At 56.9% G+C, this 22,011-nt stretch carries 24 protein-coding genes; 13 read left to right on the top strand and 11 right to left on the bottom strand.

From position 1 onward, the window contains the following. Positions 1 to 21: 21 nt before the first annotated feature. The 6 genes from RZS32_RS01475 (at position 22) to RZS32_RS01450 (ending at position 5,897) form a co-directional block, all read left to right on the top strand. The gene (locus RZS32_RS01475) at positions 22 to 855 is read left to right on the top strand and encodes a 3-keto-5-aminohexanoate cleavage protein (protein ID WP_317055267.1); all 834 of its coding nucleotides are present in this window, start codon (positions 22 to 24) and stop codon (positions 853 to 855) included. Further along, positions 852 to 1,922 (top strand): 3-carboxy-cis,cis-muconate cycloisomerase, encoded by a 1,071-nt coding sequence (locus RZS32_RS01470; RefSeq protein ID WP_317055266.1) that lies wholly within the window; start codon positions 852 to 854, stop codon positions 1,920 to 1,922. The genes RZS32_RS01475 and RZS32_RS01470 overlap by 4 nt, the downstream gene beginning before the upstream one ends. A 327-nt stretch (positions 1,923 to 2,249) precedes the next feature. Further along, positions 2,250 to 3,431: a porin gene (locus tag RZS32_RS01465; protein ID WP_317055265.1), complete on the top strand. Its 1,182-nt coding sequence runs from the start codon at positions 2,250 to 2,252 to the stop codon at positions 3,429 to 3,431. A 146-nt stretch (positions 3,432 to 3,577) separates the two neighbouring features. Next, entirely contained in the window at positions 3,578 to 4,405 is an 828-nt protein-coding gene (locus RZS32_RS01460; RefSeq protein WP_317055264.1) for a sulfotransferase domain-containing protein, read from the top strand. Next, complete coding sequence (locus RZS32_RS01455; protein ID WP_317055263.1) at positions 4,402 to 5,268, top strand: sulfotransferase domain-containing protein; 867 nt, start codon at positions 4,402 to 4,404, stop codon at positions 5,266 to 5,268. The genes RZS32_RS01460 and RZS32_RS01455 overlap by 4 nt, the downstream gene beginning before the upstream one ends. Before the next feature lie 116 nt (positions 5,269 to 5,384). Beyond that, positions 5,385 to 5,897 (top strand): hypothetical protein, encoded by a 513-nt coding sequence (locus tag RZS32_RS01450; protein ID WP_339106768.1) that lies wholly within the window; start codon positions 5,385 to 5,387, stop codon positions 5,895 to 5,897. 7 nt (positions 5,898 to 5,904) lie between these two features. On the opposite strand, the gene RZS32_RS01445 is transcribed toward RZS32_RS01450, so the two are convergent. From RZS32_RS01445 to RZS32_RS01410, 8 genes are all read right to left on the bottom strand, one after another. Further along, positions 5,905 to 6,591, bottom strand: a complete 687-nt coding sequence (locus tag RZS32_RS01445; protein WP_317055261.1) for an ABC transporter ATP-binding protein — start codon at positions 6,589 to 6,591, stop codon at positions 5,905 to 5,907. Next, positions 6,588 to 7,337, bottom strand: a complete 750-nt coding sequence (locus RZS32_RS01440; RefSeq protein ID WP_317055260.1) for an ABC transporter ATP-binding protein — start codon at positions 7,335 to 7,337, stop codon at positions 6,588 to 6,590. Before RZS32_RS01440 ends, RZS32_RS01445 begins: the two co-directional genes overlap by 4 nt. Continuing rightward, positions 7,330 to 8,313 carry a branched-chain amino acid ABC transporter permease gene (locus RZS32_RS01435; RefSeq protein WP_317055259.1) on the bottom strand — a complete coding sequence of 328 codons (984 nt, stop codon included), beginning with the start codon at positions 8,311 to 8,313 and terminating at the stop codon, positions 7,330 to 7,332. The genes RZS32_RS01440 and RZS32_RS01435 overlap by 8 nt, the downstream gene beginning before the upstream one ends. Continuing rightward, a complete protein-coding gene (locus RZS32_RS01430; protein ID WP_317055258.1) occupies positions 8,310 to 9,230 on the bottom strand; it encodes a branched-chain amino acid ABC transporter permease in 921 nt (306 codons plus the stop codon). Before RZS32_RS01430 ends, RZS32_RS01435 begins: the two co-directional genes overlap by 4 nt. 365 nt (positions 9,231 to 9,595) lie before the next feature. Further along, the gene (locus tag RZS32_RS01425) at positions 9,596 to 10,195 is read right to left on the bottom strand and encodes an alpha-ketoglutarate-dependent dioxygenase AlkB (RefSeq protein ID WP_339106767.1); all 600 of its coding nucleotides are present in this window, start codon (positions 10,193 to 10,195) and stop codon (positions 9,596 to 9,598) included. After that, complete coding sequence (locus RZS32_RS01420) at positions 10,155 to 10,835, bottom strand: Rossmann-like fold-containing protein (RefSeq protein WP_339106766.1); 681 nt, start codon at positions 10,833 to 10,835, stop codon at positions 10,155 to 10,157. Before RZS32_RS01420 ends, RZS32_RS01425 begins: the two co-directional genes overlap by 41 nt. A 307-nt stretch (positions 10,836 to 11,142) precedes the next feature. After that, complete coding sequence (locus RZS32_RS01415; RefSeq protein ID WP_317055256.1) at positions 11,143 to 11,442, bottom strand: type II toxin-antitoxin system RelE/ParE family toxin; 300 nt, start codon at positions 11,440 to 11,442, stop codon at positions 11,143 to 11,145. Positions 11,443 to 11,450: 8 nt separating this feature from the next. Beyond that, entirely contained in the window at positions 11,451 to 11,717 is a 267-nt protein-coding gene (locus RZS32_RS01410; RefSeq protein ID WP_317055255.1) for an antitoxin, read from the bottom strand. Positions 11,718 to 11,924: 207 nt separating this feature from the next. On the opposite strand from RZS32_RS01410, the gene dusA reads away from it, so the two are divergent. After that, complete coding sequence (gene dusA / locus RZS32_RS01405) at positions 11,925 to 12,923, top strand: tRNA dihydrouridine(20/20a) synthase DusA (RefSeq protein WP_317055254.1); 999 nt, start codon at positions 11,925 to 11,927, stop codon at positions 12,921 to 12,923. Next, positions 12,920 to 13,702, top strand: coding sequence for a hypothetical protein (locus tag RZS32_RS01400; RefSeq protein WP_317055253.1), 783 nt, complete (start codon positions 12,920 to 12,922; stop codon positions 13,700 to 13,702). The genes dusA and RZS32_RS01400 overlap by 4 nt, the downstream gene beginning before the upstream one ends. Before the next feature lie 68 nt (positions 13,703 to 13,770). On the opposite strand, the gene RZS32_RS01395 is transcribed toward RZS32_RS01400, so the two are convergent. From RZS32_RS01395 to ccmI, 3 genes are read right to left on the bottom strand one after another with little or no spacing between them, the layout of a single operon-like run. Next, a complete protein-coding gene (locus tag RZS32_RS01395) occupies positions 13,771 to 14,010 on the bottom strand; it encodes a DUF1289 domain-containing protein (protein WP_317055252.1) in 240 nt (79 codons plus the stop codon). Next, entirely contained in the window at positions 14,007 to 14,486 is a 480-nt protein-coding gene (ruvX, locus tag RZS32_RS01390) for a Holliday junction resolvase RuvX (protein ID WP_317055251.1), read from the bottom strand. The genes RZS32_RS01395 and ruvX overlap by 4 nt, the downstream gene beginning before the upstream one ends. Then, positions 14,483 to 15,712, bottom strand: a complete 1,230-nt coding sequence (ccmI, locus tag RZS32_RS01385) for a c-type cytochrome biogenesis protein CcmI (RefSeq protein WP_317055250.1) — start codon at positions 15,710 to 15,712, stop codon at positions 14,483 to 14,485. Before ccmI ends, ruvX begins: the two co-directional genes overlap by 4 nt. Before the next feature lie 207 nt (positions 15,713 to 15,919). Here ccmI and RZS32_RS01380 point away from each other — a divergent pair, with 207 nt between their 5' ends. The 5 genes from RZS32_RS01380 to RZS32_RS01360 all read left to right on the top strand — a co-directional run bounded on the left by RZS32_RS01380 (position 15,920) and on the right by RZS32_RS01360 (position 21,908). Further along, positions 15,920 to 17,164 (top strand): sarcosine oxidase subunit beta family protein, encoded by a 1,245-nt coding sequence (locus RZS32_RS01380; protein ID WP_317055249.1) that lies wholly within the window; start codon positions 15,920 to 15,922, stop codon positions 17,162 to 17,164. A 181-nt stretch (positions 17,165 to 17,345) separates the two neighbouring features. Then, the gene (locus tag RZS32_RS01375) at positions 17,346 to 17,624 is read left to right on the top strand and encodes a hypothetical protein (protein ID WP_317055248.1); all 279 of its coding nucleotides are present in this window, start codon (positions 17,346 to 17,348) and stop codon (positions 17,622 to 17,624) included. A 381-nt stretch (positions 17,625 to 18,005) separates the two neighbouring features. Further along, positions 18,006 to 18,335, top strand: coding sequence for a sarcosine oxidase subunit delta (locus tag RZS32_RS01370; RefSeq protein WP_317055247.1), 330 nt, complete (start codon positions 18,006 to 18,008; stop codon positions 18,333 to 18,335). Continuing rightward, positions 18,332 to 21,346, top strand: coding sequence for a sarcosine oxidase subunit alpha family protein (locus tag RZS32_RS01365; RefSeq protein WP_317055246.1), 3,015 nt, complete (start codon positions 18,332 to 18,334; stop codon positions 21,344 to 21,346). Before RZS32_RS01370 ends, RZS32_RS01365 begins: the two co-directional genes overlap by 4 nt. Continuing rightward, positions 21,339 to 21,908 carry a sarcosine oxidase subunit gamma gene (locus tag RZS32_RS01360; protein ID WP_317055245.1) on the top strand — a complete coding sequence of 190 codons (570 nt, stop codon included), beginning with the start codon at positions 21,339 to 21,341 and terminating at the stop codon, positions 21,906 to 21,908. The genes RZS32_RS01365 and RZS32_RS01360 overlap by 8 nt, the downstream gene beginning before the upstream one ends. Positions 21,909 to 22,011 lie beyond the last annotated feature (103 nt).

Here is a 22,011-nt window from a genome sequence, read left to right as displayed (position 1 = left end):
CCGGGGTCAAAACTCAAGGTTATGACCAAGCCTTGCATCATATGTGTCGCCATCACCGGTTCTGTGCCGCAAAAAGCCGACAACCCCGCGGTGCCTATTACCGTTGAGGAACAGATCGAGTCGACACATGCAGCATTTGATGCAGGTGCATCTATTGCCCATTGCCATGTACGCATGGATGATGGAACACCGACCTCTGATCCAGAGCGGTTTGCATTGCTCGGGGAGGGCATTCGCAAACACTGCCCAGGCATGATCGTACAGTTTTCGACCGGTGGCAGATCCGGAGCAGGGCAGGCGCGGGGAGGCATGCTTCCGCTGAGGCCTGATATGGCGTCGCTTTCGGTTGGGTCGAACAATTTCCCGACGCGCGTGTATGAAAATCCTCCTGATCTGGTCGACTGGCTAGCTGGTGAAATGCAGATCTATGAGGTCGTGCCCGAGATTGAAGCCTTTGATCTAAGCCATATTCTGCAGTCCATTCGTCTTCATGAAGAAGGTCGTCTCTATGGTAAGCTCTATGTGCAATTCGTTATGGGCGTGAAGAACGCCATGCCAGCCGATAAGGATGTGTTCGACTTCTATGTCCAGCTGATGCAGGCGCGCGCGCCTCAGGCCGAATGGTGCGCTGCTGGGATTGGAGCCAACCAGATCCGTGTCAACGAATGGGCGATTGCCGCGGGTGGGCACACACGAACAGGCCTGGAAGACAACGTGCGGCTGTCCAAAGACGCCCTTGCCCCGTCCAACGCAGCTCTCGTGGCGCGTGCGGTAGAGATTTGTGAGAAATATGAACGACCGGTGGCTTCTGCGGCGCAAGCCCGAGATATGCTTGGTCTGAGAGCAGCCGTATGACTGCGTCACGATCCTGGATGCGAGCCTTGGCCGGGGATGCGGAGGTAGCTGAACGACTGAGCGACGCCGCGCAGGTTGCGGATATGCTCCGTATCGAGGCTCTTTACGCGCAAGCAGCCGGAAAGGCCGGAAAACTTCCCTCCGACCTTGGAGATGCCGCGGCCAAGGCTATCAAAAGTGTTAAGGTTGATCATGATCGCCTCATGCGCGCGGCTGCTAAAGATGGTGTGCCGGTCCCGGATTTGGTGTTGCAGATCAAAGAGCAGGTTCCCGTTAATCTCCGTGAAGCTATTCACAAAGGACTGACTAGTCAGGATGTCACTGACACGGCCTTTGTTTTGGCAGCGAAGGATATTCTTGAGTCATTTGAAACGCATATAGAGACGGTCATGGTGGCCTGCGATGATCTCAACACGCGCTTTGGTGCCAACGATCTCATGGGCCGCACACGTATGCAGGCCGCTTTACCAATCAAAGTGGCCCATCGCATCGCACAATGGCGTGCACCTTTCGAAGGACATCTTGAGAGACTCAGTGAATTGCGTCCACGCCTGCTGAATATTCAGTTGGCAGGGCCGGTTGGGAATGGTGAAAGCTTTGATGGTTTTGCAGCGGAAATTGCGCGGCAAATGGCGCAAGAGCTTGACCTTGCTGTCCCTCAGTCGCCATGGCACACCCGCCGCGACGGTATGGCTGAGCTCGCCAATTGGTTGGCCATGATCACCGGAAGTCTGGGAAAAATTGGGGCAGATTTGGCATTAATGGCGCAGCAAGGTGTTGATGAGGCGACGCTTAAGGGCGGCGGGACATCTTCGGCTATGGCCCATAAGTCAAATCCGGTCGGTGCGGAGATCCTATTGGCTCTGGCGCGCGATACAGCGCTGCAGCAGACCGGCATGACAATGGCGATGGGGCACGAACAAGAGCGCTCTGGTTCGGCTTGGACACTGGAATGGCTGGTGATGCCGCGGATGTTGGAAAACACTGGCGCAGCTCTCAAAACGACCAAACGCTTGCTGGGTGACGTCATCTCCCTGGGTCAGCCGAGCGGCATTGCAAAACTGTGACGCAAAAGCCTCGGTTGCAAAAAGAGCGAGTCGCGTTCGTCCCACGGATAGCCCTGAAAAGCGAGTCGTGCGCCAATGTTGAGCGGATTTTTCGTGTCTCATCAGCCTCAGAAAATCCCGCAAAATAAGGAGCGTTTGGCGGTATTTGGCCGGAATCTGAGTGTGGTGCGCGAAACTGTGTGTGAAATACGTCACAGGAATCGCCAGAGCGCCTAAGCCGGGGGTGGTTGCGTTGACTCCATGGGGGCTTATGGCCCATTCCCAATACAAGCCGTGACCCGCGTTGGGGGCGGCGGAAATGAAATCCTGCTTTAAGGAGGGACAACCTTGAAAAAGCAACTTCTCTGCACCAGTGCCATCGCCCTCGGCGTTGCTGCTGCTGCACCGGCCTCCGCCGCCGAGTGGAATCTCGACTGGGGTGGCTTCTTTAACCAGCACGTCGCGATTGGTGACATCAGCGTAGGTGATCCAGGCCTTGCTGGCACTGATTTTGACGGTGACGGCTTTGACCTTCACACAAACGGTGAAATCATCTTCTCACCTTCGATCGAGCTGGACAACGGCCTGACCTTTGGTGTGAACGTTCAGTTCGAAGCCAACAACGGCTTCAGCGTTGACGAATCGTACCTTACAATCTCCAGCGATACATTCGGTCGCCTGGTTGTCGGTTCCGAAAACTCAGCAGGTTACCTGTTGTCAACGGGTGCACCAACTGTTCACTCGCTGTTCGTCAACTCACCTTCGACATCGACATTTATCCCGTTCACGGGTGTTGATGCTGGCCCGGCCGCGACAGGCGCTGGTGTACCACTGGTCGCTCTGCCGTTCCGTCAGGCTGGCCTCTCGTCCTTTACTGAAGTTCAGGGCAATAACGACGTTCAGCGTATCACCTACTACACGCCAAGCTTCAATGGCCTGACAGTCGGTGTTTCGTATGCCAACCAAGGCGCGGTAAACGCTGGTAACTCGTTTTCTGTAGATACGAACACAGTTATCTCCGACATCTTCGATATCGGTCTGAACTACAGCCAGTCCTTCGGCACTGCTGACGTGACTTTCTCGGCGCGCTACGGTGTTGGTGATGCGCCAACTACAGCAGCAGCAGCAGGCGACCCTGAAACTTGGGGTGTAGGTCTGTCTGTTGGCTTTGGTGGCTTCACTATCGGTGGTAGCTACGGCGAAAACGACAACAACGAAATCGTTGCTGGTGGTACAGCTGGTGGCTTCGGTGACTCTGAAGGTTGGAGCCTCGGTGTAGCTTATGATGCACCTGGACCTTGGGAATTCTCTCTCGAGACATACCAGTCCGACACAGACAACGTTGCAGCCGGTGGCGCCGTAATTGGCGAGACAGACCGTGAAGCTTATGCTCTTGCAGCCAGCCGCGATCTTGGGCCAGGCGTAAACTGGGACATCTACCTGATTTACGAAGAGCGTGACTCTGACCTGACAGCGTTCCAGGACGTAGAGGGTACAATCCTCGGTACTGCGATCAACCTGAGCTTCTAATAGCTTAACGTTGACTAAGATTTAGGCGGGAGGGTTTTACGGCCCTCCCGCTTTTTTGTGTTGAACCAATGCGTCGGGGGTGACAATCCTACGATCGTCTTCTATGCCTTATCTTAAAATACTCAGGCAAATCGACGGATAAAGAAATGAAAAAAAGCATCGTGTGGCTGGCCTCGTATCCGAAGTCAGGAAACACGTGGACGCGTGTGTTTCTGGCAAACTATCTGGCCAATCCGGACAAGCCACTTTCGATCAATCAGGTTCGGCACTTTGGCATGGGCGATGCCATTGCTAAAACCTACAGGATGGTTTCAAACGGCCGAGTAGATTTTAACGACCCTCATTCCGTTTTGCGCTATCGCGATCCAGTCTTACAAGCGATCATCCGCAACAACGCAGATGTAAATTTCGTAAAAACACACAACATTTGCGGAGCTGCATTTGGCGTAGAGTTAATACCCGAAAGGTATACTCGTTGTGGAGTTTACATCCTGCGCAATCCTATGGATATTGTTTTGTCGTTTGCCCGGCATTTTGACAAGGATCTGGAGCAAGCAATTGACGCTATGGCAAACCCGGAACATGTTATTCAGGATGCGACAACTGCCGCGCAGTTTCTGGGCAATTGGAGCGAACATGTAAAAGGTTGGGCTGCAGAACGGCGCTTCCCGATGCTGGTTTTGCGCTACGAAGACCTTCAATCTGATCCACAAACGAACTTTTCAAAGGTCCTAGAGCACGTGGGTGTTACTGTTGAACCAGATCGTGTTGCAAAAGCCGTCGAGTTTTCCAGCTTCGACGTGTTGCGCAAGCAGGAAGAAAAGGAAGGGTTTGTCGAGAAGCCCGAACAGGCCGAGCGTTTTTTCGCGAAAGGCACATCAGGACAATGGAAAACAGATTTACCTGCAAACTTTGCAAAACGTTTGCGTAAGGATCACCGCAAGATCATGAAAAAATATGGCTACATTGAATGAGCGATCTTCGACGTATTATTTGGCTGGCGTCTTATCCTAAGTCCGGCAACACCTGGATGCGCAGCCTATTGGCGCATTACTTTATGCCCCCTGGAAAAGCGCCAGATATCAATAATTTACGCCAATTCACAACCGGTGACACACGAGCCGATTTCTTTGATAGAGCCGCTGGTGGGAAATATGAAGGGCGTTCGCTGCAAGACTGGAGCAAAACGCGTCAAACTGTGTTGCGCTTGATTGCGGGGTCGAAGCAGAACCGCCACTTTGTTAAAACTCACTGCAAGCCTGTGTTTTTCCTCGGAACGCATCTTATTCCGCCAGATGTGACCGCCGGTGCCGTTTACATTGTCCGCAACCCATTTGATGTCGTGCCGAGTTTTGCGCGACATGTGTCAGCAACCAGTGACGAGACCATTGACCGGATGTGTAATCCTGACGCCATCATGGGGACGGAGAATGGCATTTATGACGCCTTGGGGCGTTGGGATGAACATGTCACAGCCTGGACCACCGCGCCAGGATTGCCGCGTTATGTTGTGCGATACGAAGATATGCTCGACAAGCCGGCCAAGGTTGTCAAAGGGTTGCTGGACTTTCTTGGGGTAAAAACAGATCGGCCAAAACTGGCGCACGCTATAAAGGCGACAAGCTTTGAAGCCATGAAAAAACAGGAAGAGAAGCTTGGGTTTTCAGAAAGGCCCACCGGCATGAAAAGTTTTTTTGCCAAAGGCCGGGCAGGGGGATGGCGCGAGGATCTGACACCAGCCCAAGTTGAGCGTATTCGGGATGAGTTTGGTGCAACGCTTGAGACCTGGTATCCGGAATTGATCAAAGAGACTGACGAATTTCTTCGTGCCAGTTGAAAGATCATAGCTGATCAAATTCGTCCACAAGTTAGCGAGACGCGCGTGAGTGATGTTGATCGACGCGACAACAGCGATACCTTTTCTGTACTCACACACAAAAAAGGTAACGAGTTATGATTAAAAGTGCAATGAAAACAACCGCATCCGCTCTTGTTCTTATGTCAGCTGCAACGGCAGGCTGGGCAGCAACGTCCAAGCTAAGCCCGTCGCATGTGGTGTCCGGCGGGGAATACTCCAGCGGAGGTGGCATTAGTGTCGCCGCCGAAGTTCGTAACCATTCAGGTCGCACATTGGTTTGCGGCGTTTGGGCGCAAAGCAGACAACAATCAGTTTTGACAAGCCTTGTGGAGCGTCGCGTCCTGGGCTCTGGGTCTGTCTTTTTGGGTCGCGAACGGGTGGTGCATGGGCTCCTCTTTATGAACGAAGTGGCACCATCCCAAAACTACGCCAATCTACCGGCAGGGTGTGTATTGACCAATCGTGCCTGGCAGCCGACTGATGCTCAGAAAGAGGTCAAAATTCGGATTCCGCGACAAGTTGTGAACAACAACCGCGGCGGATCGCGTTACGGCGGTGGCGGCGTGGTTGTCACCTTCAAGCAAACCGGCCCCGGCGCAGGCACATAAAACGGGGTTAAACCCCTATATACTGCTCTGAGATGTCCGGGCCTAGCTCGGACATCGCACCGTCCCATACGGTCGAACCTCGGTTCAGGATGACACCGCGATCAGAAATTTGTGTGATTTCTTTCAATGACTTATCTATCAAGAGAATGGCCAGTCCAGTTTCCGCTTTGAGACGTTTGATCGCCGCCCAGATTTCTTGACGGATGAGTGGAGCCAACCCTTCGGTCGCCTCGTCCAGGATCAACAGCCGTGGGTTTGTCATCAGCGCCCGGCCAAAGGCAAGCATCTGTTGCTCGCCTCCGGACAAGGACGCAGCGTACTGCGAATGCCGTTCTTCCAGCCTTGGAAACAATTGCCCCACGGTCTTCAAAGTCCAATGCCCGGGTCTTGCCGCAGCAAGCAAGTTCTCGCGCACAGACAAATCGCGAAAGCACCGCCGCCCCTCCGGCACCAGCCCCAATCCGAGACGTGCCGCCCGATGGCTGGGCAGCGCGTGGAGATCTTGGTTGTCAAACTGCAATTGTCCCTGTGACCCGATCATGCGGCAGATGGCCTTGACCGTCGTGGTCTTACCCATGCCATTTCGTCCCATGAGCGCGACAACTTCACCTTCCGCCACCTCAAGACTGACGTTGAAGAGCGCCCGTGCGGTGCCGTAACTGGCGCTAAGCCCTTGAACTCGAAGAATACTCATGCGCTTTCTCCAAGATAAGCCGCACGTACTTCGTCACTTTGCCGAATGTCGTCCACGGATCCGGTGGCGATAACGCGTCCATAGACCAGCACGCTGATCCGATCGGCGAGCGCGAACACCGCGTCCATGTCGTGTTCGACGAGAAGGATAGGTGCCTCAGCGCGCAGGGTATCAAGAAAGCCGGTCATTTGCTTTGACCCTTCCGCTCCCAACCCGGCCATCGGTTCATCCATGACAAATGCCTTTGGGGATAGTGTCAGCGCAACCGCCACCTCCAGCTGTCGTCTTTGTCCGTGGCTGAGATCCGCTGTGCGTTTTTCCGCATCTTCTGCCAAACCAACCCGCTCCAACGCGGACATGGCAGTTTCTTTCAGGGCAGAATCGTTTAACACCGGCTGCCAGAACCGCCATGGACGTGACGAAGCTCCCAAAGCGCCCAGCACGGCGTTCTCCAAAACGGTATCTTCCATCGCAAGGGCCGAGATTTGAAACGTCCGGCCCAAACCGGCCTGTGCACGTACCTGAGTGCTCAATTCGCTGACATCGCGTCCCAAAAGCTTAATGCGCCCTGCATCCGGGCGTAGGCCACCGCATATCTGAGCAATGAGTGTGGATTTCCCCGCGCCATTCGGGCCGATAATCGCGTGAATTTCGCCAGGTTTCAGGTCAATCGACACGTCATCCGTGGCGGCCAATGCACCGAACCGCTTGCAAAGCCCAAAGGTGGCCAAAACCGGCTCAGACATGTGCGCCTTCCTTACCGGTCAAAAGCCCGATCAAACCGCCGCGTGCAAAAAGCACGATGAACAACAGGACCACGCCCAGCCAGATGTGCCAGAAGTCGGTCAGCCCCCCGAGCCAATGCTCAAGAGCGACAAAAAGACATGCGCCGATCACTGGCCCCATCAGCCGCCCGACGCCGCCGATGATGATCAGAACAATCAATTCGCCCGAAAGCTGCCAACTGAACATAGTCGGGCTGACAAACCGGTTGAGATCGGCAAACAGCGCGCCGGCCAGCCCAGTGATCGCACCAGAGATCACGAACGCCACCAGCTTGAGCCGCATGGGGTTCAAGCCTACGGTTTCCACCCTGTCTGGCACCTGCCGCGCGGCATTGAGTGCCAAGCCGAAGGGCGACGCTTGCAGGCGATGGAACACAACGAGTGCAAGGCAAAGCGCCGCAAAGCAAAGCCCAAAAAACTGCAGCGGTACAAGAGTATTCAGTCCTGGAAACCCGTTGCGCACATAGATGGAAAGACCATCCTCGCCGCCATAGGCGCTCCAGGAAATCGAGAAGTAGAAAAACATCTGGCCAAAGGCGAGGGTGATCATGATGAAATAGACACCCGTCGTGCGCAGGCTGAGAAGTCCGATCACCCAAGCTACCAATGCCGACACAATCACGGCCACCAACCAGATGATGGGCATTGATTTTGTGCCCGGCAGGGTGAAAAGGCCAAGGTCGAGCGGCGTGAAGGTCTGTGCATGCGAGGCCAGAATACCCATCGCATAGCCCCCCAGGCCGAAAAACGCAGCATGTCCAAGGCTCACCAAGCCTCCGATCCCAAGCGCGATGTTGAGCCCTACGGCAGCAAGTGCGAGGATCACCACCCGCGTCAAAAGCGTGATGGTAAAGGGTTCATCCATGAGCAGCGCATAGATCAGAACGGCCAGAAGCCCAGCGATCACCGTGCCATTGATCCACCGTTCCGCGATCATGCACGCGCCCCGAAAAGGCCTGTGGGTCGCCAGATGAGAACCAGTCCCATAAGGATATAGACCGCCATCGAGGCCAGCGCTGATCCGGTTTGCGTCGCCGCGCCGCTTTCCATGAAGAGTTTGAACAATTCTGGCAGGAAAATACCGCCAAGCGTATCGGTCAGGCCCACCAGTATGGCCCCGATGAAGGCACCTTTGATCGAGCCAATCCCGCCAATCACGATCACCACAAAGGCCAGGATCAGCACGGGTTCCCCCATACCCACCTGCACCGACTGAATGGCCCCGACCAATGCGCCTGCAAGGCCCGCCAGAGCCGCCCCAAGTGCGAAAACCAGCGTATAAAGCGCCGAGATGTTGACGCCCAGAGCTGCAATCATCTCGCGGTCGTTTTCACCGGCCCGGATTTGAATCCCGATGCGTGTACGCGCGGTCAGCCACCAAAGCCCTGCGGCTACCAGCAACCCAACGACGATCAGAGCCAGCCGGTAAAGCGGATATTCGATCCCGCCGGGCAGGGTCACAGGACCGGACAAATAGTCAGGAATATCAAGAAACAGCGGAAAAGACCCAAAGACCCACCGCGTGCCTTCCGAGAAGATGAGGATCAGCGCAAAGGTTGCCAGTACCTGATCGAGATGTGCCTTGCCGTAGAGGCGCCGGATCACGGTGATCTCTACAACAGCCCCCGCCAGCGCCGCTGCCGCCAGTGCCGCCATCAGGGCCAGCAAGAAAGACCCCGTCGCGCCTGCGACGGCCGCCGCTGCAAAGGCCCCCACCATATAAAGCGAGCCATGCGCGAGGTTGATCAGGCCCATGACCCCAAAAATCAGCGTCAGCCCGGCCGCCATCAAAAACAGCATCACGCCAAACTGAAGCCCGTTGAGGACCTGTTCGATCAAAAGAAGCAGCGTCACCTTAGCCTCTGATGCTGCTGATCGGCTTAGTCATGGCTGCGATCTCCCATACCCCTATGCCTTCTCAAAACGCGAAAAAGCGCGGTGTTGTCAATGCCTGCAAGGGACCGCGCTGTCAAAACGACTGGTCGAAATGCCTGTGATGCCATATGTGCCATCTGAAACGAAATCAAAGCTGACCCAAGCGCCCATGCACCTTCGCCAGCACGCCAAGCTTTCTGTCGCGCCCATGATGGATGGTGGCGATTTAAGCTATATTTCAAAGGGTTGAGTGAAGGCGTGTGCAGCACATGTTCATGTTTCGATCGCGCAATGTCGTGCGGCGTCGTGTTCTCTTCGGTTCGTCGTGTTCGAAACGGCGAAACTCAATTCTCGAATTTCATTTGCCGAAATGTCAGCGAAATGCGTCGCGTTCGTTGGGACGTCTGGCCTTCGACAAGATCCGTCTTTCTGGCTGGTATCGCGTGGGTCCAGTCATGGCGGGCTTCACCTGCCATAACCAAAAGGCTGTTGGGCTGAAGCAGAAGATCCATGTGCCGGGAAGACCTCAGCGAGGCAAACCGCATTACACAGGCCGAGAGCAAGCTCAGGGATGCTATCGTCTCCCCAAAGCAGGGTTGGCAGTCGATATGGGCAGAGATGCCCTGTCCGGGCTGATATTCGTTGATGATGACTTGATCCGGAACGGTTTGAAATTGGCCTTCAGAGGTCAACCGTTCCGCTAGGTGCTGAAACAGGTCTGGCAGTGGCCCAAGAAAATCTTCCCGCCGCGCCTGCCGGGCCTTGTAGTCGTAGCGATAGCCGTAATGCTGGACCCGCCGTTTCAGATCGGTGCGCCAGGGGGTCGCGTCGATCTCACGGACGAGCCTTTCGGCCTCTTCGTCCTGGATGTAATTTTCCAGATAGGTCAGCCCGTCCGGCCACTCATCCGGAAAAAACGAAAGTTGCGAAGGCGGTGTGGCCATCGGCGGCGGACTCCTCATTGGCGGTGTTTTGGTGGGTATATCCTGGGTAGTCTTTGGGGTCGAAAGTGTAGATGTCCGGAGCCGCAAAGCCTGCTTTGCGTGCAGCATCGTCCATTTTGAACGCACCTTCGTAGAACGGGCTGTCCACGGTCGAGACGATCACCAGGCCGCCCGGTTTCAGATGGTTCCGAGCGCTCTTGAGAAAGCGGGTCACCAGGACATGATTTGGGTTTTGTCCGTAGCGTGGATCACGGGAGGCCACGTTTGGAAACTGGAAGATGATTGTCCGGGACTGGCGTTTCCCGATGGTGTCGGAGAGCCGTGTGGCATCCACGCCCGTTTTGACGCTGCATCCGAGTTTCAGAAGCTTGCGTGCATTGTTGTAGGCGGTGTCCGTCAAGTCTTCCTCTACCTCGTAAACTGTCGCCAGGATCGAGGAGGTTGGAACGCGCGGCTTGCACGACATCGTCAGGGCAAAGCTCAGATTGCCCTCACCGACGAACAGAACGTTTCCCATCCGTAGGCAGGCAGTGAAGTCGAATTTCGCCGCCACCTTGGCCAGCTTCTTTGTCGACAACGCCGGATATCGGAGCGCCTTGTGAACGGCCTCCTGAAGCGTTGCGCCGCGAAATTCGTGCATCGTGATCCCCAGCCCTGTATTGCGAAACCTTGGCAGGCTGACGTATCGCGGTTAATCCTCGGTTAATCATGCGTTCGGCTGTAATCCGCAGGCCTATCGCTGTATCCGCGACTGTGGCATTGCGTGCGTTACGACATGCCGAAAAAGCGATAGGCTGGCCATTAGATGACCCTCTTTTGTCCATTAAGGACGCACCATTCTGTTTCATGGTCTGAACGAAGCCAGTTCAAATCAGTCATCTTTGACAGCTTGACTCCGCATTGGCAGGGATAACTGGGCCCTGGACCGCAAGCTTTCAGCCTGGCCATTAGATCCGGTCTGCCAGCCTCTGCACGACATCCATTTTCTCGTGTAGGACGGCGATGATGATGGGGCGGTCGATTTCAAGCCAGAAGATGTAGTGACGCTGGCATCTATGGATGCAGAGCTCGTCAGGCAATTGCGGTATTGATCTTGGCGGCGCTCGTCGGCTCCCGATCTCGTCGAGGCAGTCCCCAAGTCGATCAAGGTACGTGTCCGCTTGTTCTGGTCCCCAGGTTTCTAACGTGTACCGCCAGATATCCCGAAGGTCTTCTTCCGCAGCAAGCGTGAGGTCGTAGCTCGCCATGGATCGGGCTAGACTCCTGCGCGCTTGCGCTCTTCGCGCCGGATCTCGTCAAGGGACTTGCCGGAAAGCTCGCCGCGCCGCGCTTGCTCGATCCTCGGTTCCAGGAAGTTGGCCAGTGCCATGAAAGCCTGGTCCTCGCTCATGCCGTCGAGGGCAGGGGCGTCGCCAAGCGCTCGACCCAAGACATAGTCCTTTATGCTCTGCCCCTTGAGAGCAGCGATGGCCTTAAGCTTCTGATGGTCTTCCGGCGAGATGTCGATCGAGAGTCTAGGCATGCTAAGAGCGTAGTCGATTCTGGCCAACATTACAACATTTGTTGAAGCGGGAGAGTTCAGCAATGCCCCCTGTTTTGAGGCACCTCTACCCAAACACCGCCGTCGTCCTGTCTTTGTACGGGGTGGGGTGGCAGGACAGACGCCGTGTGCGTATGGTGTGCACAGCGGGTCCGTTCCGGTAGCGGGCGCACCTGAGGAGATCGTTGAATGCCTTCAAACGCAGCCACCGAGGCCGCGCGCCTTTCTTCTGCGCCCATGATGGATTGGACCGATCGGCATTGCCGCTTTCTGCACCGGCAATTGTCGCGCCATGCGTTGCTCTATACCGAAATGGTCACGGCCCCGGCTCTCGTGCGGGGTGGTGCGTTGCATCTCTTAGAGTTTTCGCCACAAGAGCATCCTGTCGCTTTGCAACTGGGGGGATCCGACCCGAACGAGTTGGCGCAGGCTGCAAAGCTTGGGGCCGAGGCGGGGTATGACGAGATCAACCTCAATGTTGGCTGTCCCAGTGACCGGGTTCAGTCGGGCACATTTGGGGCCGTGCTGATGAAGGATCCCGATCTTGTGGCCGAGTGCTGTTCGGCGATGATCGGGGCGGTGGGCGTTGAAGTCACAGTGAAATGCCGCATTGGCGTGGATGATCAGGAGCCGCAAGAGGTGCTGCCTGAATTTTTGGCCCGTGTCTCGGCCGCAGGCGTGGAACGCTTCACCATCCATGCGCGCAAAGCCTGGCTCAAGGGGTTGAGCCCAAAAGAGAACCGAGACATCCCGCCGTTGGACTATGATTTGGTGAGGCAAATGAAGGAAACCTTTCCCGCCCTGCACCTGTCGGTCAATGGTGGGGTCGGCACGCTGGCGGAGGCGCAAAAACTCCTTGAGGCTGGCTTTGACGGCGTCATGCTCGGCCGCGCGGCCTATCACCAACCGGTGGATATTCTTGGCAGCGCGGATAGGTTCATTTTTGAAGAAGACACACCGGACCGTACGGGTAAAGACGCCGTGCGCGCCATGCTGCCTTACATCGAGGCGCATTTGACCGAGGGCGGCAAGCTGCATCAGATCACCCGCCATATGCTGGGTCTTTTTGCCGGACAACCCGGTGCCCGCGCATGGCGGCGTGTTTTGTCCCAAGGGGCGACGCGCCCCGGCGCGGGACCAGAACTGGTCGAAGAAGCTCTGGCGGAAGTTACAGGTGTCGTCGCATGAGCGACTTTCTCGAAAAAGGCTGGACTGTTTTCGAAAGCGAGCCCGCTGTGCGCGATTGGGCCAAAGCCGCGTTGGACGTCGCCAAGGAGCGGGTTCAGGCACCGGAAGAACGCCACTGGCTGCGCTGCGAAGGCACATGGTTTGTGGGGGTGGACACGCTGCCCAATGATCCTTCGGGACAAGTGGCCGGATCTGAACCGCTCTCGGGCGTCGCTTTTGCCGAGGCATCAGCACTCTATGGCACGCTCCCATTGCACCGCGCACAAGTCTCGGTCATTTACCCAGGCTACCCTCGCCCCCGCGAAGGTGAAGGGGAAGCGGCCTTTGCCTATCGCCTCAAACGCGATGCGGCCCATGTCGACGGCTTATTGGCGGAGGGACCAGACAAGCGGCGCTATCTCAAAGAACGTCACGCCTATATTCTTGGCCTGCCGCTGTCAGAGGCAAGTCGGGATGCCAGCCCGCTGACGGTCTGGGACGGCAGCCATCACATCATGCGGGCCGCCTTTACCGACGCTTTGAAAGACGTGCCGCAAGAGACATGGGATCAGGTGGATCTGACAGATGTCTACAAAACGACCCGCCGGAAGGTATTCGAGACTTGCCAGCGCCGCGTGCTGCCTGCGCGCCCAGGGGAGGCCTATCTGGTACATCGCTTAGCCCTCCACGGTGTGGCCCCTTGGGGAGAGGAGGCCAAGGCACCCGAAGAGGGCCGGATGATCGCCTATTTCCGCCCTGAATGGCCCACGCCATCCGATCAATGGCTGACAGCTCCTTAGCGCGGCTTGCCTATCTTCCGGTCCTTCTGGCCTCAAGCTGTCTGTTGGTGGCGCTCACGCCGCGCCGCTTAACCGCGCTTCAATCGTGCCGAACGTCCGCCGCGACGCTTGCGCAGTAAAGACGCACGATCAGGCAGAGCTTCCATGATTTCGCGCCGGTCCTCGCGAGACATCTTGGACCACTGGCTGATCTCGTCAATCGTGCGGAAACACCCCGTGCAAATCCGGGCCTCAGGATGCACCACGCAGATGCGCACACAAGGCGACTCGATCTCGTCGCGTGTCCAGACTGGGGTGTTGTCGTTCACAACGGTTGGTCCTTCAGATGGCGCAAGCGATCCAGCGCTCCCTGAAGAATATAGGCCGCTGCCACCGCATCGATCACCTCAGAGCGACGCTTTCGGGTCAAATCTGCCTCAAGCAGTGCTCTTTCTGCCGCAACCGTGGACAGGCGTTCATCCCAGTAGGTGATGGGAATCTCTGTCAATTTTGCCAAATTCTGCGCAAATGACCGCGTGGATTGCGCGCGTGGACCTTCCGATCCATCCATATTGCGGGGCAAACCCAGAACAACGCCTGCCGCTTCACGATCCGTTGCGTACTCCAAAAGCCGGGTTGCGTCCTGCATGAATTTGGTTCGTTTCACAGTTTCAAGCGGGGTCGCGGTGCTCAAAAGCGCATCCGAGGCCGCGACGCCAATCGTCTTGGTGCCCAGATCCAACCCAATCAACGGCCGCATGCCCGGGAGGGCAGAGGCAAACTCGGCGATGTCGTCAATGATCATTCCGCGAACCCGGCTTCCTTGGCCGCGTTTTCCATGATCTCCAGGTTCTCCGGATCCCCTGCAAACGCCTCCCGCGCGCGGGCCAGGACATCCCGGATCTCGTCCTCGTCCCCCAGCACGGCATAGGCGTTGATCAAGCGCGCCCATTCGCCGGGTGTGCCGCCTTCTTCGCGGATGCGTTCATCAAGCCCGGCCACCATGCTGCGGATCATGCCTTCGCGTTCTTCGGGTGTCATGTCACGCGCGGCTGTCATATCGGCCAGGGTTGGCCCCGAACGGCGGTTCTCATCCGGCAGCTGATATCGCGCAACGCCCGCGCGCCAGGCCAGCTCTTCGATCTGACCCCGAATAAGTGGCACCCAAGGCGCGTCAGATGTGCTCTCACGCAAAAGCGCGTCCCAGGTGCGGAACGCCATATCCGGGCGATCCACCTGCATCAGGTAGAGCCCCATATAGTATCGCGCGCGCGGCTCTTGAGGGTTGCGGTCGAGCGCCTCGCGCAGGGCTATTTCAGCCTCAGCCGAGACAAACCCGCCACCTGACGAAATCATCATATCGGCCAATTTGGCAAAATCCTCAGCCGTCGCAGCGTCGCCTTTCAACTCGATAAGCTTGGTCTGCGCCGCATGCGCTGCCGGAAGATTGCCGATTGATGCCTCGGTACGCGCCAAAAGCTGCAGACCGCGCATGTCATCGGGCCGGTTTTCGACCGTGTCGCGCAGGCGCGTGATGAGCGCCTGATAATCTTCCGGAATGTCCTCGGTGATCTCAAATTCCGGCAAAACCTCTTCAAGCTCAGCCTGTGAGGGGCGGTTGGCGCGTGCCTCATTCGAGGTCGCCAGACGCAATTGCAATGGCAGGTCTTCGTATCCCGGCACACCCATCCGTGCGTAAAGCGCTCCGGCACCGCCCACCACAGCAACAGCTGCCGCCAGGATTGCAATGCGAAGGCCAAGGGGCTGTTTACCTCCGGTGGCTTCGGTCGCCTGCAACTGAGCATCCGCAGCCAGAATGCGTCGCGATACCTCGGCTCGAATACGTTCGGCATCTTCCTCGGCAATAACGCCCCGTGCCAGATCGCGATCCACTTCTTTTAGCTGATCGCGGTAGACCTTCAAATCATAAGCAGCAGGCGGTTCATCCCCGGCCTGACCCTTAAGCCCGAAAAGCCCAAGAACAAACGCGCACAATAGCGCCAGTCCACCTGCTATAGCCCAGAAAATCATGCTATTTCCTCACTTGAGCTTCATTTAACCACCGATCCCGTGGAGCAAAAGGGGCAAGTAGTCACAATCTGCGTGCAAAACGGTTTAGCGAATGTCGCAAATTGTCGCCTTGATGCCGCGCTGGGTATCCACAAAAATTGACCAGTGTCGCATATCCACGACAATACGCAGTGATCGCGAATCCGCGCAGAGCTTCGGAGGCCCCGCATGAAACGTTATTCCGCCTTTGCCATCGCCCGTGAGGCGTTGAGCCATCACATGGGTTGGGAACGGGCATGGGCGTCGCCCGAGCCGAAGAAAAAGTACGATGCGATCATTATCGGTGCAGGTGGGCATGGGCTGGCGACGGCCTACTACCTCGGCAAGAACCACGGTCTGACCAATGTGGCGATCCTTGAAAAAGGCTGGCTTGGGGGCGGCAACACCGGCCGCAACACCACGATCATTCGCTCGAATTATCTTCAGGACCCCTCAGCCGCGATTTATGAGAAGTCGCGCAGCCTCTATGAAACGCTGAGCCAGGATCTGAACTACAACATCATGTTTAGCCCGCGTGGCGTGATCATGCTCGCCCAAACCCAACACGAGGTGCGTGGCTATGAGCGCACGGCTCATGCCAATGCGTTGCAAGGTGTGAAAACCGAATTCATATCCCCCAGCCGCGTCAAAGAGCTGTGTCCGATCATGAACATCGACGGCCCGCGTTACCCGGTGCTGGGGGGCTTGTGGCAGGCGCGTGGGGGCACTGCGCGCCATGACGCGGTGGCCTGGGGCTATGCAAGGGCCTGTTCGGCCATGGGCATGGATGTGATCCAGAAATGCGAAGTCACCGGTATCCGCTCTGAAGCGGGCAAGGTCAAAGGTGTCACCACAAATCGTGGTGATATCGACTGTGATAAGCTTGGCATCGTGGTGGCCGGTCATTCCGGGCATCTGGCCGATATGGCGGGCTTCCGGCTTCCGATTGAATCGGTCGCACTTCAGGCGCTTGTATCTGAGCCGATCAAGCCCTGTATGGACGTGGTTGTCATGGCCAACACCGTGCATGGCTATATGAGCCAATCCGACAAAGGCGAGATGGTGATCGGCGGCGGCACCGATGGCTACAACAACTTCACGCAGCGCGGCTCTTTCCACCATGTCGAGGAAACCGTGCGCGCTCTGGTGGAAACCTTCCCGATGATCGCACGGCTCAAGATGCTGCGCCAGTGGGGCGGGATTGTTGATGTCACCGGCGACCGCTCTCCGATCCTGTCAAAAACACCGCTGGAGAACTGCTTCATCAACTGCGGCTGGGGCACCGGCGGCTTCAAGGCCATCCCAGGAAGCGGTTGGGGCTTTGCTGAACTTATGGCCAAAGGATATTCGCCGCTGACCGCAGAATTTGGCCTCGACCGGTTCTATGAGGGCCGTTTCATCGACGAATCCGTAGCAGCGGGTGTGGCACATTGATGACACCTTGCGATTTCCAGGCATCTAACACTGTTTTGACCCCCAATCCGGCAAAGAAGCGCCGAACCCGTCGGTTCAAAAACGCGGGGATCGGCCCAATTTTGCCAGGTGAAGGGGGCTGTTCTTCCATTCTTAACGTACCGCCACAATATGGTGTCACAGGTCGAGTGGAGAGCAGTTTATGTCCGATTATAACCAATGGAGGCAAAACCAGAATTACAGCCCCAAACCGTCCGACGATGACGGTGGCGCGGCGTTGTTCTGGGTTCTGGTCGTTGTCGTGGCATTGGGCGTGTTCGTTGCCGCAAATTTTGCCACTGGCTCGGTCCGCGGAGAGCTGTCAGCCCCGCCTGCAACAGAAGTTGAGCAACAACCAACCTCTGTTGCAACCGACGACGCAGAGCCCATGGACGACAAAGCCACATTCGGCACCAAGGCGACCTTCACGTCGGGCGATTAATTTTTTGGGATCGTGGGGCGTCAATCGCGCCTCTCGTAAGTTCCCAGCCTTCAAGATAAAAAGCCAGTATCGCGCTTCAGTTTTAAAAACCTCAACTTTCGCGATCTTTCCCATTAGAATTTTGCTCCGGCTTATCGAGGTGAACACCGCCTCCGATACTCCGATCGACGTTGTTTCTAATCGATGCGCGCGAAACGCTGTTGCGGAGCGACTCTTGAAGTCTGTGTTCGCCGGACGACTCCCGTCGAAACGCAAAGTAAACAGCCACAACTATGATAGCCACTACGGGCACGTATTGAAAAATGTCAAACAGCCAAGAAAAACCATCCATAACTTCCAAAGTAATGGATGTGGTATTTATTACAACTCGGAGCTACGTCCATGCTGATCCTTGAATGCCCGTGCTGCGGTGTGACGGGCGAAGAAACCGAATTTGCAGGCGGCGGCGAGGCGCATCTCAAACGGTTTGGCCCCGGCTCCAGCGACGATGAGTTTCACACCTATCTGTTCGCCAAGGAAAACCCAAAGGGCGTGCATTTCGAACGCTGGCGGCATGCCAATGGCTGCGGCAAGTGGTTTCTGGCGGCACGCAACACCATGACGCTTGAGGTTTACGGCACGTATAGCGCGCAAACCACCGAGCCGCCGCAGGACATCAAGGACAAGATCTCGGCCAAGGTGCCGGGCTGGAGCTGGAGGGAGTTCTCATGAGCACGCGTCTGGCAACGGGCGGGCGTCTGGTCAACAAGACGCGCGCGCTGGAATTCACCTTTAACGGCAAGCGCTTGCGCGGCTTTGAAGGCGACACGCTCGCCTCGGCGCTTCTGGCCAATGACCAGATGCTGGTGGGACGGTCTTTTAAGTATCACCGTCCGCGCGGCATCGTGGCCTCGGGTGCGGAAGAACCCAACGCCTTGGTGAACATGGGGCGCGACGAGACGTTTGAACCCAACCAACGCGCCACAACAACCGAGTTGTTCGACGGGCTGCGCGCCACATCGCAAAATCACTTCCCAAGCCTGGAATTCGATGTCGGCGCCATAAACAGCAAACTCGCACGCTTCCTGCCCGCAGGCTTCTACTACAAGATGTTCATCCATCCTCGGCCCCTCTGGAAGCATGTCTATGAGCCGTTCATCCGCAAGTCGGCGGGTCTGGGCAAAGCCCCGCGCGACCGCGATCAGGACAAGTATGAACATCTCTATGCGTTCTACGATGTTGTCGTGATCGGCGGCGGTATTGCCGGGCTTCTGGCCGCCAAAGCAGCAGGCGAGGCGGGCGTCAAGGTACTCTTGATGGAGCAGACCGCCCATTGGGGCGGGCGTGCGCTGGTTGACACCGGAACTGTCAATCAAATGCCTGTGGATAAGTTCGTGGACGAAACCGTGTCGACTTTGGCTGACATGCCCAATGTCACGATGCGTTTACGGATGATGGGTGCAGGGGTCTATGATCACGGATATTTACTTGGATATGAACGGGTTAGCGACCATTCTCCAAGTAAAAACACGCCGCGTCACCGGCTCTGGCGGATACGGGCGAAACAGATTGTCACTGCGACGGGGGCAATTGAGCGTCCGTTGAGTTTTGCGGGCAACGATATCCCTGGTGTGATGTTGGCCTCCGCGGTGCGGGACTATGTCGCCAACTACGGCGTTTCCATTGGTGACCGGACCGTCGTTGTGACCAACAATGACGACGCCTATCAGACGGCCATCGCGATGAAAAACGCAGGTCTTGATGTGCCCATGATCGTTGACGCGCGCGCAAATGGCGGCGGTGCCTTGGCGCAAGAGGCGCGCGATTTGGGCATCCGCGTTGAAAACGGCAAAGCCATCGCCAAGGTCAAAGGCGGCAAACGGGTCACGGGAGTGGCCATTTGTTCACAAGCCGGCGAGGGGATGCCCTTAGAGGAAGTGGCGTGTGACGTGGTTGCCATGTCAGGCGGGTGGTCACCGGTGGTGCACCTCTGGTCCCATTGCGGGGGCAAACTGATCTGGGATGAAGCGCAGGCCATGTTCCGCCCTGATCCCGAGAAAGCCCCGACAGGCGCCCAAGGCGAAGGCTTTGTGTCCGTGGCGGGATCTGCAAATGGAGCGATGGATCTGGCGGACATTGTCTCGGATGCTGTCAGCGCAGGCCGGGCCGCAGCCAAAGCAACCGGCGGCAAACCCAAAACGACCAAAGCGCCCGAGGCCGACAGCCCAAAGATGGCTGCGATGGAACCCATCTGGCTGATGCCGCAGGGGGCCAATATCAAACTGCGCTCCAAGTCTTGGCTCGACTATCAGAACGACGTGAAAGTGTCAGATGTCCAACTGGCAGCACGCGAGGGGTTTGAAAGCGTTGAACATGCTAAGAGATACACCACCCTAGGTATGGCCACAGATCAAGGGAAGCTGAGCAATATCAATGGTCTTGCGATCCTTTCTGATGCGCTAAATCAACCTATTCCACAGACTGGAACAACCACGTTCCGTCCGCCCTACACGCCCATCTCAATGGCAGCGATTGCCGGTGAGGCCCGTGGTCCGATCTTTCAGCCGCTACGAAGGACACCCATGCATGAATGGCACGAGGAAAACGGCGCATATTGGGAGCCCGTAGGTCAGTGGCGGCGGCCCTATTGCTTCCGCAAGACACCGGGCGAAGATATCGAAAGCGCTGTCAAGCGCGAGATCAACCAGACACGGTCAAGCTTGGGTCTTCTCGATGCCTCGACCCTGGGCAAACTCATTGTCAAAGGCCCAGACGCGGGCAAATTACTCGACATGCTCTACACCAACATGATGAGCACGCTGAAACCGGGGCGCTGCCGCTATGGCTTGATGTGCAACGAAAATGGCTTCCTGACCGATGACGGCGTGGTGGCGCGCATCGACGAGGACACGTTCCTCTGCCACACCACCACAGGCGGCGCCGACAGCATCCATGCGCATATGGAAGATTGGCTGCAATGCGAATGGTGGGACTGGAAAGTCTATGTCGCCAACGTGACCGAGCAATACGCGCAGGTGGCTGTGGTTGGCCCAAATGCGCGCAAGGCTCTGGAAAAGTTGACGAAAGACGACCTCAGCGCCGAGACCATCCCGTTTATGGCGTGGAAGGATGTCAGCTTTGGCGACATTCACGCCCGCGTCTACCGCATCTCCTTCTCGGGTGAGCTGAGCTATGAGATTGCTGTGCCTGCCTCTCAGGGCCGCGCCTTTTGGGATCAGTTGCTGGAGGCCGGGGCTGAGTTTGGCGTGATGCCCTATGGCACCGAGGCGCTCCACGTGATGCGCGCCGAGAAGGGCTTCATCATGATCGGCGACGAAACCGACGGCACGGTCATCCCGCAGGACCTTGGCCTCGACTGGGCTATTTCCAAGAAGAAAGAGGATTACCTCGGCAAACGCGCCCAAACCCGCAGCCACATGGCCGACCCAAACCGCTGGAAACTGGTCGGGCTGGAAACCGTCGATGGCTCTGTTCTGCCAGATGGGGCCTATTGCACCGCCGAAGGCACCAACGAGAACGGTCAGCGCAACGTGCAGGGGCGTGTGACCTCGACCTACTATTCGCCAACGCTGGATCGTGGCATCGCCATGGGGTTGATCAAACACGGTCCGGACCGGATGGGTGAATTGGTCGAATTCCCCAAGGTGGACGGCACCATCGTCAAAGCCAAAATCGTGAATCCTGTGTTCTTTGATGCCGAAGGGGAGAAGCAAAATGTCTAGCGCAGTCAGCGCCCTGCAAGGCGCAAAATTCGATGGGTACGTGAAAGTCGAAGAAATGGGTCTGCGCGGGATGATCACTCTGCGCGGAGACGTTGCGTCGGTCAAAATGAAAAAGGCGGTGCTGGAGGCCACTGGCGCGAAGCTGCCCAAGCAGCGTGAGATCCTTCACGAAGGCAACAAGGCTGTCGCGTGGATGTCCCCCGATGAGCTCTTGGTGATGGTGCCTTATGCTGAGGTTGAGGCTACTTTAGGTGTTCTAGAAAAGGCATTGAAAGGTCAACATTTTCTGGCAGCGAATGTATCTGATGCGCGGGCGATATTCAGCCTCGATGGCGACGCCGCGCGCGAGATCATCGCAAAGCTTTGCCCGGTTGACATGGCCGCTGACGCCTTCGCCCCTGGCCAGATCCGCCGCACCCGCATGGCCCAGATCGCGGCCGCCTTCTGGATGACATCCGAGACCCGTATCGAAGTTGTCTGCTTCCGTTCGGTCGCGCAATACGCCTTTGACCTGCTCAAGGATGCGGCGGAACCGGGGGGTGAGGTGGGGCTTTTCACATAAGACCAAGAGGTCACTGACCGGACAGATCAGGCTGGTATACAAGGCTGGCCCGAGCATCTCCCCTTGACCTCGCCCTGCTCGCGCTACCATGTAGGCGCAGAAA

Origin of the sequence: Roseovarius sp. W115 (assembly GCF_032842945.2) — a bacterium.
GTDB classification, from domain to species: domain Bacteria; phylum Pseudomonadota; class Alphaproteobacteria; order Rhodobacterales; family Rhodobacteraceae; genus Roseovarius; species Roseovarius rhodophyticola.
The sequence above is the reverse complement of the archived record's forward strand: the minus strand, read 5'-3'. Positions and strand labels throughout refer to the sequence as shown.